This is a genomic window from Peterkaempfera bronchialis (assembly GCF_003258605.2).
In the GTDB taxonomy this organism is placed as follows: Bacteria; Actinomycetota; Actinomycetes; order Streptomycetales; family Streptomycetaceae; genus Peterkaempfera; species Peterkaempfera bronchialis.
On record NZ_CP031264.1, the window covers coordinates 2,582,210 to 2,596,108 of the forward strand.

Here is a 13,899-nt window from a genome sequence, read left to right on the forward strand (position 1 = left end):
CCCGCTCAGCTGGGGCTGAACGCCCGCAGCCGGTCGAGGCCGTCCCGGTCGGCACCCTGCGCCGGTGCGGGCACCGTGCCGCGCTGGGTCAGCGCCGTCACCGGGTCCGGCGCCGGCCTGCGCTCGGCCCAGGGGAGGTGCGGCAGCGGCGCGGTCTCGCCGAGGAAGACCCGCCGCACCACCCGCTCGGCGGCCCGGCCGTCGTCGAACTCGCAGAACCGCTCCCGGAAGGCCGCACGCAGCCCCGCCGCCGACTCGTCCCGCCAGGCGCCGGAGGTCAGCACCGAGATCAGCTCCTGCTCGTCCCGGGCCACCGCCCCCGGGGTCTCGCCGGGACGGCCGGAGAGCACATCCAGGTAGACGCCGCGCGCCTCCCGGTAGACCTCCCAGTCGTCGGCGTAGACGACGATCGGCCGGTCCAGGTTGGCATAGTCGAACATCAGTGAGGAGTAGTCGGTGATCAGCCCGTCCGAGGCCAGACAGAGCCGCTCCACCGAGGGGTGGCCGGAGACGTCGATCACCGCCCCGTCGGGGATCTGCGACGGCGTCTGGTCCTGCCGGTCGTGGAAGTAGTGCATGCGGGTGAGCAGCACATGGCCAGGACCTAGGGCCTGCATCAGCCGGGCGAGGTCCAGCCGGGGCCGGTACGAGGAGCGGTAGTCGCGGTGGGTGGGGGCATAGAGCAGCGCCACCGCGCCCTCCGGGATGCCCAGTTCGGCGCGGGCCTCCAGCACATCCTGGGCGGTGGCCGTGTAGAAGACGTCATTGCGCGGATAGCCGTACTCCAGCGTGGTGTAGCCCGCCGGGTACGCGCCCTCCCAGGCCAGGGTGGAGAAGCGGTTGCTGCTGAGGCTGTAGTCCCAGCGGTCCACCCGCTCCAGCAGCCGTTCGAAGTCCATCCGGGCCGCCGGGTGCTCCTGGAGGTCCAGCCCCATGTACTTCACGGGGGTGCCGTGGTGGGTCTGGAGATGCACCGTACCGGGCCGCTTCACCGTGGAGTCCGGGAAGTTGACGTTGTTGACGAAGTACCGCGCCCTGGCCATCGCCGCCCGGTGGCGGCGCGACCCGGGGTGGACGAAGGGGATGCCCGGCGGCACCTCGTCCCGGCGGCGCCGGTCCACCACCCAGACCGTCTCGATGTGCGGGGCCAGCTCACGCAGCTTGGCGTGGATGGCGGCCGGGTTGCAGGACGGCCCACGGTTCCAGTACGCGGCGAAGACCGCCAGGTCGCGGCGGACCGGCAGCCGCTGTGCGATCCGCTGGTACGCGCCGAGCAGCGGGCGCCCGACGGCGTGCCGCATCCGGCGCACCGCCCCGGGTGCCTCACGGCGCAGCCACTCCAGGGCCCGCAGCACCGCGTAGCTGCGCCGCCTGCCCCGGGCCAGCAGCCTCAGCCGGGCCGACTCGGGCCCGACCGCCGGCCGGTACCCGGCGGGGCGGTGGCGGCGGCAGTGCCGGGCGGCCCGCCGGAAGTACTCCCGCCGGGCGTCGGCGGGCACCCGGTCGGGGCGGCTGACCACGGTGTGCAGATGGTGCAGCATCCGGCCGTACACCACCGGCCGCCAGTGACCCAGGTCGGGCCGGGAGTCCAGGAAGGCGAAGACCCGGTCGTACTGGTCGAAGACGTCGAAGTGCTTGCGGCTGCTGGTGGAGAGGATGTTGCCCTGCCGCCGCTGCCGGTAGTGCACGCAGACCCGGTCGAGCAGCGCGATCCGCTCGGCGGCGAGCATCGACGGGTAGGTCCAGGGGGTGTCCTCGTAGTAGCCGGGCGGGAAGCGCAGGCCCTGCTGCTCCACGAAGTCCCGGCGGTACGCCTTGTTCCACACCACCATCAGCAGGCCGAGCAGCTCCGGGCGCTCGCCCACCGAGAAGACCTCCGGCCCGGGGCGGGAGAACAGCTCGGCGTCCCGGCTGCGCCGCACCTTGTGGTTCCAGTAGGAGCGCGCGTAGTCGTAGACCAGGATCTCCGGCTCGGCGCACTCCTCCAGCCGGTCGGCCACGGCGCGCAGGGCGCCCGGGGTGAGGGTGTCGTCGCTGTCCAGGAAGAGCAGGTAGTCGCCGGTGGCGACCTCCAGCCCGGCGTTGCGGGCGCGGCCCAGCCCCACGTTCTCCGGCAGGTGGAGCACTCTGACCCGGTCGTCGCGCGCGGCGGCCTCGTCGAAGATCTGCCCGCAGCCGTCCGGAGAGCGGTCGTCGACACCGATCAGCTCGAAGTCCTCGTACGACTGCGAGAGGACCGAGTCGATGCACTGGCCCAGGTACGCCTGGACCTTGTACGCGGGGACGATGATGCTGAACCGGGGCATGGGCATCCACATCGGGTCGACGGGCACGGTTACGCAGGTGCCCGAGCCGCGGGAGCCTTCCTCCGCCGGCGGGCAGGCGGACCGGCCGACAGCCGGTCCGTCACCTGCCTCAACGACCGAACGGCGCAACGGATACGCCCATCGGAGGGTGAAACGTGACCTTCTGTGCCCCCGGCGGACACCGTACGGACACCCGGTGTGCCCGTACGGCGCGAACCGCCCGCGCCCCTCCGGCGCTGCCCCGCCTAGCCGCTGAACGCGTAGCCGTGCAGGGGGCGCCAGACCTCGTCGGTGCCGAAGCGGTAGAGGCTGAAGCCGGGCACCTCGAAGGCCGCCCGGAAGCCCTTCATCTCCTCGTACGCCCGGTCCAGCACCGGGTCGGCGAGGTTGTGCGCCACCGTGACATGGGGGTGGAACGGGAAGCCCAGCTCACGCGCGAGCGGTCCGGACCGGACCGACGCCTCCACCTCCCGGCACTCCTGCATGCCCTCCTCGATGCGGACGAAGACCACCGGGGAGACCGGCCGGAAGGTCCCGCTCCCCAGCAGCAGCATCCGGAAGGGCCGGTGGACCGCCGCGGCGCGGCGGAGGTGGTCCTGCACGGCGGGCAGGTCGGCGACCGGGACCTCGGTCGGCGGCAGCAGCGTCACATGGGTGGGTATGGAGCGGGCCAGCGGGTCGCCGTAGCCGTCCCGGGCGTCCTGGATCTCCTTGCCGAAGGGGTCCGGGACGGCTATGGACACGCCGATGACCACGCTCGGCGGTGCCGCGTCGTCACCCTCAGCCGGTTCGGGTCCGGTGTCCATGCGGGGTCAGTGCTTCGCCGGGAGGAAGCCGACACGCTCGTAGACGGCGGCCAGCGTCCGGGACGCGGTCGCGCGGGCCTTCTCGGCGCCCTGGGCCAGCACCCGGTCCAGCTCCGCCGGGTCGTCCAGATAGGCCCGGGTCCGCTCCTGGAAGGGGGTCACCCACTCGGTGAAGGCGTCGGCCAGCTCCGTCTTCAGGGCGCCGTACATCTTGCCCTCGAAGTGCTGCTCCAGCTCGTGCACGGAGCGGCCGGTGATCGCCGAGTAGATGGAGAGCAGATTGGAGACGCCGGGCTTCTTCTCCTGGTCGTACCGGATCACCGTGTCGGTGTCGGTCACCGCGCTCTTCAGCTTCTTGGCGCTGGTCCTGGCGTCGTCCAGGAGGTTGATGATGCCCTTCGGCGAGGACGCCGACTTGGACATCTTGACCGACGGCTCCTGGAGGTCGTAGATCTTCGCCGTCTCCTTGACGATGTACGGCTCCGGCACCGTGAAGGTCTGCCCGAAGCGGGTGTTGAACCGCTCCGCCAGGTCCCGGGTGATCTCCAGGTGCTGCCGCTGGTCCTCGCCCACCGGAACCGCGTCCGCCTGGTACAGCAGGATGTCCGCCACCATCAGCACCGGATAGGTGAAGAGACCCACCGTAGTCCGGTCGGCGCCCTGCTTGGCCGACTTGTCCTTGAACTGGGTCATCCGGGACGCCTCACCGAAGCCGGTGAAGCAGTTCATCACCCAGGCCAGCTGCGCGTGCTCGGGCACGTGCGACTGGACGAACAGGGTGCAGCGGTCCGGGTCCAGACCGGCGCCGAGCAACTGCGCGGCCGACACCCGGGTGTTCTCCCGGAGGGCCACCGGGTCCTGCTCCACGGTGATGGCATGCAGGTCGACCACGGCGTAGAAGGCGTCATGGGTCTCCTGAAGCGCCACCCACTGCCGTACCGCACCCAGATAGTTCCCCAGGTGGAACGAGCCGGAGGTGGGCTGGATGCCGGAGAGCACGCGTGGGCGATCAGTGACCATGCCGCCCATTCTCTCAGCAAAGCGGGGCCGCTCTGCGCCAGGTTCCGACTCGTCGTATTTGCGCAGATGGACGCCTGCCTCCGTCAGCGGGCCCGGCGGGTGGTGTACGCCAGCAGGGCCAGGGCCGAGCCGGACAGCTTCAGCTGCCCGTCCCAGAGGGCCGCGAGTGCGTCCTCCGGGGGCCACCACTCCAGGGTCATGCCCTGGGCGATCTCGGTCAGGGGGGCGGTGGGGGCTCGGTCCGGTACTGCATCCTCAGCATGCCGCCCGTGGGTCAGAGGTTCGGTGGGGTGGGGAAGGGGGCGGGCCGGACCTCGATCTCGGCCATCCGCGCGACGTACTCGCGGTAGCGCCGGAGGGCTTCGCCGTGCCGCCCGGCCGCCGAGAGGGCGGCGACCAGCCCGAGGTGCGCCGACTCGTCATAGCCGTCCTGGCCGGTCAGCCGCAGGTACCAGCCTGCGGCGGCGTCCGGGCGGCCCAGCCGCAGGCAGCGCCTGGCGAGGGTGCGGACGAGGTCACGGTGCAGTTCGGCCAGGGCCGCGCGGGGCTGCTCGCTCCACTCCCCGGTGAGCTCGCCGTCGTCGCAGAAGTCGCCGGTGTACATGGCGGCGGCCACCTCCAGCCGGCCCACCGGATCGGCGTCGGCCGCCGCGTCCCGGCTCCGCTGCGCCGCTGCGTCGGCGGCCAGGGCCGCGCGTGCCGCCGCGTGGAACCGTACGGTGTCGAGCGCGACATGGTCGGTGTCGATCCGTACGGTGGCGGGGTCGGTGACCAGGAAGCGGTCGGCCGGATGCCGCCGGGCCGGGTCGAGTACCGCACGCACCGTCGAGATCAGCACCGACAGGCGGCGATGGGCCACCTCCGACGGCACCTGCGGCCAGAGCAGCGCGGCGAGCGCGGTACGGGTGACAGGTCTGCCCAGTCGGCCCGCCAGTACCTTGACCAGCTCACGCGCCTTCCGGGACTGCCAGTCGGCCGGGGGCAGCGGCGTCCCGGCCAGCCGTACCGCGAAGTGCCCCAGCGTCTCCACCGCGACCTCGGGGACCGGCGGCGGGCCGATCGCGGCCAGCGGACCGGCGATATGCCATACGTCGTCCCGTACCCCGAGCCGGTGCAGCCGCTGCCAGGCGACGTCCTCGGCCAGCCGGTCCCCCGCACAGCGCGCCCGCAGCAGCGCATTGGTGGCCAGCGCCACCTCATTGCCGATGTCGCCCCAGATCGCCGCCGCCTCCACCAGCCCGGGGGCCCGGCGGGCGGCGGGCCCTCTCGCCGCCGCCCCTGTCGGAGGGGCCAGGTGCACGGCGAGCGCCGCCAGCTCCATCGCCTCGGCCAGCCCCGCCGGGTCACGGCGGCGCCCGGCCTCCGACCGGACGCGCGCCGCGTACCGCGCGGCTGCGGCGGCGTCGCCGGAGCAGAGCGCGACCCAGCCGGCCGCCAGCTCCCCGGTGACCGGTCCGGCGGCGCTGGGGAGGGCCAGCGCCCGGTCGGCGCAGTGCACCGCCTCGGCCGGGTCGTCGGCGTGGCAGGCCCGCGCCAGCCCCGCCCATGCCTGGGCCACCACCTGGGCGTTGCCGTCCGGTTCGGCCATCGCCAGCGCCTCGCGATAGGCCGACGCCGCCTGCCAGGGGGAGCCACGGGTGAGGTGCACCCGGGCGATCATCAGCAGCCCGAAGGCGGCCAGCGGAGAGCCCTCCTGCTGCCACAGGGTGAGCGCCCGGTCGGCGTCGCCGCGCGCGGCGTCCAACTCGCTCAGCCCCAGCCATGCCTCGGCGCGGTTGTGCAGGGCCAGCGCCAGCAGCGTCCGCTGCGCGGCCGGCTCGCCGAGGCCGATCGCCTCGGTGAGTTCGTCCACGGCCTCACGGCAGCGCCCCTCCTCGACCAGGCGGGACCCGGTGTTGGAGCGGATGCGCAGTTGCAGCTCGATGTCTCCCGCCCGCTCGGCCGCCGCGAACGCCCGGGCGTAGGCGTAGGCATTGGCGGCCCGGTCGCCCTCGCTGAACGCGGCCAGCGCCTGGGCGAGGTAGGCCGCCGCGAGCGCCGCGTCGTCACGGCTGCGCTCTGCGGCCTGTACGGCCTCGTCGGCGAGTCGCCGTGCCTGCGGCCCGTCGCCCCGCGCCCAGCGCGACGCCGACCAGCCGGCCAGCACCTGGGCCCGGTCACCCCAGCACGGCTCGGCGTCTCCGGTGTCTCCGGTGTCTCCGGCGTCTCCGGTGGGCAGGGCCGCGCGCCTGTAGAGCGACTCGGCGGCGTCGAACTCGCCTCGCTGGTGCAGCAGTCGGCCGAGCCGCCAGGCCGATGCTGCGGGGAGCGGCGCATCCGCTGGCAGTGCCGCAAGGTGCCGCCCCTCGCGCAGAGCCGACTCCACCGACAGTTCGTCATCGTCCCACCGGCAGGTCGGGCACGGTGGCGCGGCGGTACCGGGATCAGGCTCCCGGGCGGCGTCCGCAGACCCTCCAGCGCCGGTGGTCACCGCGCCAGAATACTCGCGGCGGCCAAGGCCGGGCCGGGCACCCTTCACTTTCCGGAGCTACGGGGTCGGCCTGCTGCCCGCCGCGATCAGATCCGGTCGGCCACCTTCCGGGCCAGCTCCTCCATGGGTGCGCGGTTCTCCGCCGGATCGTTGAGGCGCACCAGGTGGATCGCGACCCACCGGTCCGACCTGCGCAGGAAGACCGCGTCCTCCTCGGCGTACGCCTCGTCGGCGACACCGGGCAGTGGTCTGAAGGCGTGTTCGAGTGAGCGGTCGATGTCGAGGTACTTCTTTGCTCCGTCCCCGACATAGATCTCCAGCTGGGCGGTCGGCCCGTCGACGGGAGCGGTGTAGGTGCAGGTGTCCGCGACCCGGGTCGCGGGGTTCAGCGGCGTACCGGCCAGCTTCCGGGCCTCCTGCGGGGAGACCAGCGTGCAGGGGTCCACCTCCGCCGGAGCCGCCGACTCGGGGGCCGTTGTCTCCGGGGCTGCCGTCTCGGGGGTCACCGACTCCGGGGCCGCCGTCTTCGGGGCCACCGACTCCGGGGCCGTCGCAGCGGGCTTGCCCCCGGTGGACGGCACCTGGATGGTGCACCCGGCCAGCGCGGCCAGCACCAGTACGGCCAGCGGCAGCAGCGGCGACGGCGGGCGGATGCGGGTACGGCTCATCGGCACGGTCGTCTCCTGTCAGCCTTGCACCGGGCCCCGCACAGCGGGGTACGAGGTGACGTGAGCATCGCGGAGGACGTCGGTCCCCCTGCCCGACCGCCCTCCGCGACACCGTCATGGACCATCATCGGCACGGGTGTTGGCGCCCTGTTCGGGAATCCTTCAGGTGGCCCGCCGCCAGGACCGCCGCAGGTCCTACGGGGGCTACGGATGCGCTCCGCCGGCCGGTCCCGGGCGGCCCGGGTTCGCCGTGGTGTCGGCGGCGGTGGTGACCCGGACGCGGTCCACCCGGCGGCCGTCGAGAGCGGCCACGGAGAGCCGGAAGCCGTCCTCGGTGACCACCTGGTCGCCCACCACCGGGAGTCGGCCCAGGGCGGCGACCAGGTACCCGGCGACGGTCTCGTACGGGCCGTCCGGAAGCTCCACCCCGGTCTCCTCGGCGAAGTCGGCGAGGTTGAGCAGCCCGTCCACCTCCATGCCGCCGCCCACCAGGCGCAGCGTGACGGTGGCGGCCTGGTCGTACTCGTCGCGGATCTCGCCAACGACCTCCTCCACCAGGTCCTCCAGGGTGACGATGCCCGCCGTGCCGCCGTACTCGTCCACCACCATCGCCAGGTGGTGCCCCTCGCGGCGCATCTCCGACATGGACGGCAGCACCCGCTTGGTCGCGGGCAGCAGCTTCACCGGCCGGGCCAGGTCGCGCACCGTACGGGCCCGCTCCCCGTCCCCGTCGTCCGGCCGGTACAGGTCGCGGACATGGACGAACCCCACCACCGCGTCATACGAGCCCTCCACCACCGGGTAGCGGGAGTGCGGATAGCGGCCCACCTCGGCGCGGACCTCGTCCAGCGGCCGGTCAGCGTCCAGGAACGTCACCTCGGTACGCGGCACCATCACCTCGCGCAGCTGCCGCTCCCCCGCCGCGAACACCTCGGCGATCAGCTCCCGCTCGTCCACGCCCAGCTCCGTGCTGGACGCCACCAGGCCGCGCAGCTCCTCCGAGCTGATGGCGTCCCGGCCCGCCTTGGGGTCGCCGCCGAGCACCCGCACCATCAGGTTGGTGGACCGGGAGAGCAGCCAGATCGCCGGGCGGAGCACCACCGAGATGACGTCCACGGCGGGCGCGGCGAGCAGGGCGATCGGCTCGGCCCGCTGGAGGCCGATCCGCTTGGGGGTGAGTTCGCCGAGGACCAGCGAGACATAGGAGATCACCAGGGTGAGCACCACCAGGGCGACGGTGTTGGCGATCCCCGGCGAGAGTCCCGCGTCCTGGAAGAGCGGGGCCACCTTGTGGGACAGCGTCTCCGCCCCGAACGCCGCCGACAGGAACCCCATGCAGGTCACCCCGACCTGCACGGACGCCAGGAACCGGTTGGGGTCCCCGGCCAGGTGCGCGGCCCTCCCGGCCCGCTTGGTGCCCCGCTCCGCGAGCGCCCGGATCTGGCCCTCCCGCAGCGAGATGAGGGCGATCTCGGCCACGTTGAAGAGGCCGCCGATCAGGATGAAGACCAGGACGAGCGCGGCGTCCCCGAGGGTGTCGTTCACGCCATGAGTCTAGAAACCCCCGGGCCCGGCCCGGACACGCTGCGGCTTGCCCGGCTTGCCCGGCTTGCCCGGCTTGCCCGGCCGGCCCGGCCGGCCGGTCAGTGCAGCACGGTGCCGAACGGGTCGTCCGGCAGGTCGGGGGCGCCGGGGCTCGGGACGGGCGGGGCGGCGGGCTGGTCAGGGGCCGGTTGCGGTCCCTCGGGGAAGCGGATCGAGCGGACGACCTGGACCAGGAGCGGGGCGAAAACGTCCTGCCAGTGGTCGAGGTCCGGGGTGCTCAGCTCCACGATCAGGACGCCCTCGTTCCCGGGCGGCATCGGCAGATAGGCCTTGGCGGAGAGGATCGGGACGGTCTCGTCGGCGGAGAGCCGCCAGCCGGGAAGCTGCCCGACCGTGATCACCACCGGCCCGGCGGGTGCGTCGAAGCGGCGGATCACCCCGGTGGGCCGTCCGTCCTCCGCCGGGGCGGGCGCCAGGACCTCCAGCAGACCGGCCGCCGCGGTCTCCTGCGGGGCAGGTCCGGTCTCCAGCTCGGTGACCGTGAGGGTCGCCATCGAGCGCCGGTCGCCGAGGGTGCCCACCCAGCTGCCCGACCAGACCGCGCCTGCCTCGGTCAGCGCTGCGGACGCCTGGGCGTACAGCTCGACCAGGTCGCGCCGCCGGTCGGCCGGGAGCCCGGCTGCGGCGGCCCCTATCCGCTCCAGGACGGCTTCATGGGCGTGCTCCAGGTCGTCGGCGATCTGGAACGGGACGAAGTTCGGCGGTACCTCGAACTCCACGGTGCCGCTGCTCACGGCGGTTCCTCCCGGTCGGGATGGGCGGGTGCGGTCGCGCGCGTCTCTCTCGCCGGCGCGGGCGGCGTCAGCAGGGCATCAGCAGGGCATCAGCCGGACGTCAGCCGGGCTTCCGGCCCACCCGGCGCGCACGGGCGGAGAGCCACGCGCCGGTCAGGCAGGCGGCGACCAGCAGCAGGACGACCAGGTCGGCCGGGGAGAGGCCGCCGCCGGGAGTCGCGCCCTTGCCCACCCCGAGGTGGGCCAGGACCCGGAAGACCACCAGACCGGCCGCGATCACCAGCAGCCCGCGCGGCGGCACCCGTTCGTACCACCTGGACACCGGGAGCTGCGGCATCTGCTCCACCGGTGGGGGCGTCGGCCCCCAGCCGGGCGGCCACCCCGGCGGCGTCCACAGCAGCGGCCACTGCCCCGGCTGGGCCTGCTGCCACGGCACCGGGGCGGGCACCCCCGGTCGCAGGTCGGGGCGGCGCATCCAGGCAGCCCGCGCCTGCGCCTCCGGGGACGGGTCGAGACGCAGGCGGATCCACGAGCCGGAGCGGGAGAAGATGTCATCCGTCCCATAGCTCTCCAGCCGGTAGCCGTAGAGGTACGCGACCCACAGTTCGTACGGCATGTCCCGGCGGAAGGTCAGGCAGGGGTAGGTGTACTCGGGGCGTCCATCGAGGTGGGCCGCCAGCCGCGAGGCATCCATATCCGGTTCAGTTGCCCTTCCCCGCCGCGGCCTTGTCCTTCTCCGAGCCGTCCTGCCAGGCGTTCTCCAGGCCGACCAGCAGCGGCCCGCCGGGCAGCATGACCTCGCCCCACTGGCGGTTGTCGCGCGGGACGAACTGCTTGACGCCGGAGGCGTCGCCGAGCCAGCCGATGACCGAGTAGCCGGTGCCCCACTTCCCGGCGTCGTCGCCGAACTTGGTGGCCTTGGCGACCTTGGCCGCATCCGTGCCGAGCTTGCCCGCCTTGCCGAGCGCCCCGAGCACCGGCAGCGTGCCCATCACATCCACGGCGAAGCTGGACAACGGGACGTCGGCACCGGCGAGCGCCGCGACGCTGTGCACGCCCAGCGCCGCCCCGGAGAGCCCGATGGAGACCCCGTCCAGCACCGCCGCCGCCGGTTCCAACCCGACGGCCGCGCACCCGAGGGCCACCAACCCGACCAGCGTGCTGGCGTTGCTGAGCAGGTCGCCCACGGCGGCAATCGCATTGGCGTGGGCCTTCGCCCAGGCCATGGCGTCCTTGGCCAGCTGGATATGGGCGGCGGCTATCTTCTTGACGCTGTCCAGCAGATTGGCGAACCAGCCCGGCCCGTCCGGAGCCTGGTCCCCCGCCTTGGCGACCGCCTGGGCGGCCTGCTGGGCCAGTTGGTCATGGTCGGCCCGCAGCGCCTCCGCCCGCGCGATGATCGCCTGGAGGTCGGCATCGGCCACATGCAGATCGGCCTGCGCCTTGCGGAACCGGGCCTCGGCATCGGGCAACTGGTCGTCCGGCAGCCAGACCCCGGCCAGCTTCAGGTCGGGGTTGTCGGCGGCCTGGTCGCGACGCGCCTTCGCCGCCTTGGCCTGGGCCTCCTGGTCCGCCGCCTGCTGCTGCATGGTCGCCAACCGGTCGTGCCAGTCGGCCATGGTCCTGCGCGCGGACTCGAACGAGGCGTGGGCGACGTCGAGTTGCCCGGGCAGCTTGGCGATCCGGGCGGAGAACGCGTCCGCCGCCTCGCCCTGCCACGCCTGCCCGTTGTTCGACGCCCGCCGTACGCTGTCGCAGGCGTCCTGCAACTCCTTGGCGGCCTGCTGGAGGTCGCCCACCAGCGCCTGGATACCGGGCAGACTGCCCGGGGAGGGGTCGAACCCGATCGCGTCGAAGCCCTCCCGGTCCAGCGGCGCGGCCCAGTCACCGAAGCCGATGGACATCACGCCACCTGCCCGGTCATCGTCCGGCGGATCGCCTCGTCGCTCTCCCGGTACGCCTTGACGGTGACGTCCAGGCCCTCGTTGATCGCATGCAGCGTCTCATTGAGCTGCTTCAGCCCGTACTTCCAGTTGTCCGCGAAGCCGGCACAGGCCATGTCCAGCATCCGATGCCCCGTCACCTGCGGCGACGTACTGTCCAGCGCATGCATCGCGCCGCCCATGCTGCCGGTCGCCTCGCGCAACTCCTTGGACACCTGCGCCAACTCGTCGGCCTCGACCCGGAATCCGTCTGCCATCGACTCCCCCATCGGTGAACGGTCCGGCCAGCCTAGCCAGCCCCCGGGCCCGCCGCACAGCCGGGGAGATCAAACCGGTCGGAGGTGGTGAACCCCCACTGGAACGGCTGCGCCGTGGTGTCGCAGCGGTCTGCGAAGAGCATCAGACCGCATCCCGCCGTACCGGGTCCGGCAGATCCCCGACTGTCGGGTGATCAGCCCGGAGGGGCAGGCGTGCCCGCTGTACGAGGGGCACCCGGGCCGTTGCCCGTTCGAGAGCGCCAACCCGCACGCGACCCCCGGCACCACTCATTGACTCCGGTCCGGGTCGCGGCTGCCCTGACACGTCGCCACCCGGACCGGCTACACCCCCGAAGGGAAGGGGAGTCCCTTGGAACCGTCCGACAGAGCCCGACTCAACACCTACTGGTCGCGCATCGCTGCCGACTTCGCCCCCGAGCCGGCTGCCCGCCCGTCCTCGCTGCTCATCACGCACCTGTTGCCCGAGCGGCCCGCATTCGTCCGCGCCGTGGGGGCCGTCTCCGACCTGCGCGCCGTACTGCCCAAGCCGAAGTCGATCAACGACAACGCGCGGCGCGAAGTGGAACAGGCGTTCAACGTAGACGAGTTGACGCGTGAGCTGTTCACAGATCCGGATGTGGCGTTGGCCTACATGGAGAGCCGGGCACCCGGCGAACGGATCGTGCTGCTCGACGTGGGCGGGTACTTCGCGCCCGTGCTGGAGGACCTGTGCGTGCGGTACTCCGGCACGATCCTGGGCGTGGTCGAAGACACGGAGAACGGCCACAAGCGCTACGCCGAGCGGGACAAGCTGCCGTGCCCCGTGGTCTCGGTCGCTCGTTCTCCGCTCAAAGACCCGGAAGACTTCCTGGTCGGTCAGAGCGTGGTGTTCTCCGCCGAGGCGCTGTTGCGTGAGCGCGGGGACATCCTGCACGGCCGTTCCGCGCTCGTGATCGGCTTCGGCAAGCTCGGGTCCAGCATCGCCCGTCTGATGCACGCGAAGGGGGTTCACGTCACGGTGTACGACATCGACCCCGTACGGCGTGCACAGGCGCTCTCGCAGGGCTTCGGGGTCGCCCGGGACCGGGATGCGGCCATACACGCCGCCGGGCTCGTCCTGTGCGCCACGGGGGCTCTGTCCCTGCGGGGTGAGGACTTCCCCACGCTGCGAAACGGCGCGTACGTCGCCACGGTCACCAGCTCGGAAGATGAGTTGGAACTGGCCGGCCTCCCGGAGGGGTACCGGCGTTCCAGCTTCGGCGACCACGTGACCCGGTACGAGACGAGCGGTCACTACTTCTACTTGCTCAACGGCGGGGAAGCGGTCAACTTCCTGCACGGGGCAAGCGTCGGACCGTTCATCTTCCTTGTACAGGGCGAGATCATCGCGGCGACGCGAGCGATAGCCCGGGGCGAACTGTCGCCCGGGATGCACGAAGTCCCCGCCGCCGACCGAAGTGCCATCGCGGCGCAGTGGCTCAACTACTGGAACAGGTAAGGCACATGGCAATGTCACCCGAACACATCCGGACCGTCCTGACGGGCTACGCGGACGAGCACCCCGAGGACAAGGACAGCCTTGCCCCGGTGTTCGCCGCGCTGGACCGGGACGACGACCCGACCAGCCGCAGCACGTCCCCGCTGCACGTCACCGCCGGGGCCGTGCTCGTCAACGACGCCGGGAACGTGCTGCTCATCCACCACAACGCAACCGGCAAGTGGCTTACCCCCGGCGGGCACCTGGAGCTTGAAGACGCCGAACTCATGCGCGCCGCGCTGCGGGAACTCGCCGAAGAAACCGGCGTGGACGGCGGGTTCCTCCCCATCCTGGAGATGCCCGTTCACGTGGACGTGCACGACATCCCCGAGAACCCCGCGAAGGGGGAGCCCGCCCACCAGCACGCGGACTTCCGGTTCGTCTTCCGCACGGTCCGTGAGGTGAACCCCCGGATTCAGGAAGAGGAGGTTTCCGCCGCCGAGTGGCGACCGCTGGACGATCTCCCGAAGACGCTGCACAAGCGCGTTGCCGCGCTGGTGTAGCACCCCGAAGCCCCACGCGTCCGGACGGAACTTGCTCCGTTCCGCCCGGG

12 protein-coding genes are annotated in these 13,899 nt (G+C 72.5%); 2 read left to right on the forward strand and 10 right to left on the reverse strand.

All coding sequences use genetic code 11. The features are described 5' to 3' along the window. Positions 1 to 5: 5 nt before the first annotated feature. From C7M71_RS11245 to C7M71_RS11290, 10 genes are all read right to left on the reverse strand, one after another. On the reverse strand, positions 6 to 2,306 hold the full coding sequence (locus tag C7M71_RS11245) for a bifunctional glycosyltransferase/CDP-glycerol:glycerophosphate glycerophosphotransferase (RefSeq protein WP_111494129.1): 2,301 nt from the start codon (positions 2,304 to 2,306) through the stop codon (positions 6 to 8). Positions 2,307 to 2,551: 245 nt separating this feature from the next. Then, entirely contained in the window at positions 2,552 to 3,112 is a 561-nt protein-coding gene (locus tag C7M71_RS11250) for a 2'-5' RNA ligase family protein (protein ID WP_111494127.1), read from the reverse strand. Positions 3,113 to 3,118: 6 nt separating this feature from the next. Beyond that, positions 3,119 to 4,111: a tryptophan--tRNA ligase gene (trpS, locus tag C7M71_RS11255; RefSeq protein WP_111494125.1), complete on the reverse strand. Its 993-nt coding sequence runs from the start codon at positions 4,109 to 4,111 to the stop codon at positions 3,119 to 3,121. Between the two features lie 295 nt (positions 4,112 to 4,406). Then, entirely contained in the window at positions 4,407 to 6,497 is a 2,091-nt protein-coding gene (locus C7M71_RS11260; protein ID WP_114914321.1) for a BTAD domain-containing putative transcriptional regulator, read from the reverse strand. A gap of 191 nt (positions 6,498 to 6,688) precedes the next feature. After that, positions 6,689 to 7,270: a DUF3558 family protein gene (locus tag C7M71_RS11265; RefSeq protein ID WP_111492622.1), complete on the reverse strand. Its 582-nt coding sequence runs from the start codon at positions 7,268 to 7,270 to the stop codon at positions 6,689 to 6,691. Positions 7,271 to 7,474: 204 nt separating this feature from the next. Beyond that, complete coding sequence (locus C7M71_RS11270) at positions 7,475 to 8,815, reverse strand: hemolysin family protein (RefSeq protein WP_111492621.1); 1,341 nt, start codon at positions 8,813 to 8,815, stop codon at positions 7,475 to 7,477. A 98-nt stretch (positions 8,816 to 8,913) separates the two neighbouring features. Continuing rightward, positions 8,914 to 9,609, reverse strand: coding sequence for a hypothetical protein (locus C7M71_RS11275; RefSeq protein WP_111492620.1), 696 nt, complete (start codon positions 9,607 to 9,609; stop codon positions 8,914 to 8,916). A gap of 100 nt (positions 9,610 to 9,709) precedes the next feature. Beyond that, complete coding sequence (locus C7M71_RS11280; RefSeq protein ID WP_162824215.1) at positions 9,710 to 10,303, reverse strand: hypothetical protein; 594 nt, start codon at positions 10,301 to 10,303, stop codon at positions 9,710 to 9,712. 7 nt (positions 10,304 to 10,310) lie between these two features. Continuing rightward, positions 10,311 to 11,513 carry a WXG100 family type VII secretion target gene (locus C7M71_RS11285; protein WP_111492618.1) on the reverse strand — a complete coding sequence of 401 codons (1,203 nt, stop codon included), beginning with the start codon at positions 11,511 to 11,513 and terminating at the stop codon, positions 10,311 to 10,313. After that, complete coding sequence (locus tag C7M71_RS11290; protein WP_162824216.1) at positions 11,513 to 11,809, reverse strand: WXG100 family type VII secretion target; 297 nt, start codon at positions 11,807 to 11,809, stop codon at positions 11,513 to 11,515. Before C7M71_RS11290 ends, C7M71_RS11285 begins: the two co-directional genes overlap by 1 nt. A gap of 370 nt (positions 11,810 to 12,179) precedes the next feature. Between C7M71_RS11290 and C7M71_RS11295 the strand changes: the two genes are divergently transcribed. Both C7M71_RS11295 and C7M71_RS11300 read left to right on the forward strand, forming a co-directional pair. Then, on the forward strand, positions 12,180 to 13,307 hold the full coding sequence (locus C7M71_RS11295; RefSeq protein ID WP_111492616.1) for an adenosylhomocysteinase: 1,128 nt from the start codon (positions 12,180 to 12,182) through the stop codon (positions 13,305 to 13,307). Next, a complete protein-coding gene (locus C7M71_RS11300) occupies positions 13,283 to 13,849 on the forward strand; it encodes an NUDIX hydrolase (RefSeq protein ID WP_322975162.1) in 567 nt (188 codons plus the stop codon). The genes C7M71_RS11295 and C7M71_RS11300 overlap by 25 nt, the downstream gene beginning before the upstream one ends. Positions 13,850 to 13,899 lie beyond the last annotated feature (50 nt).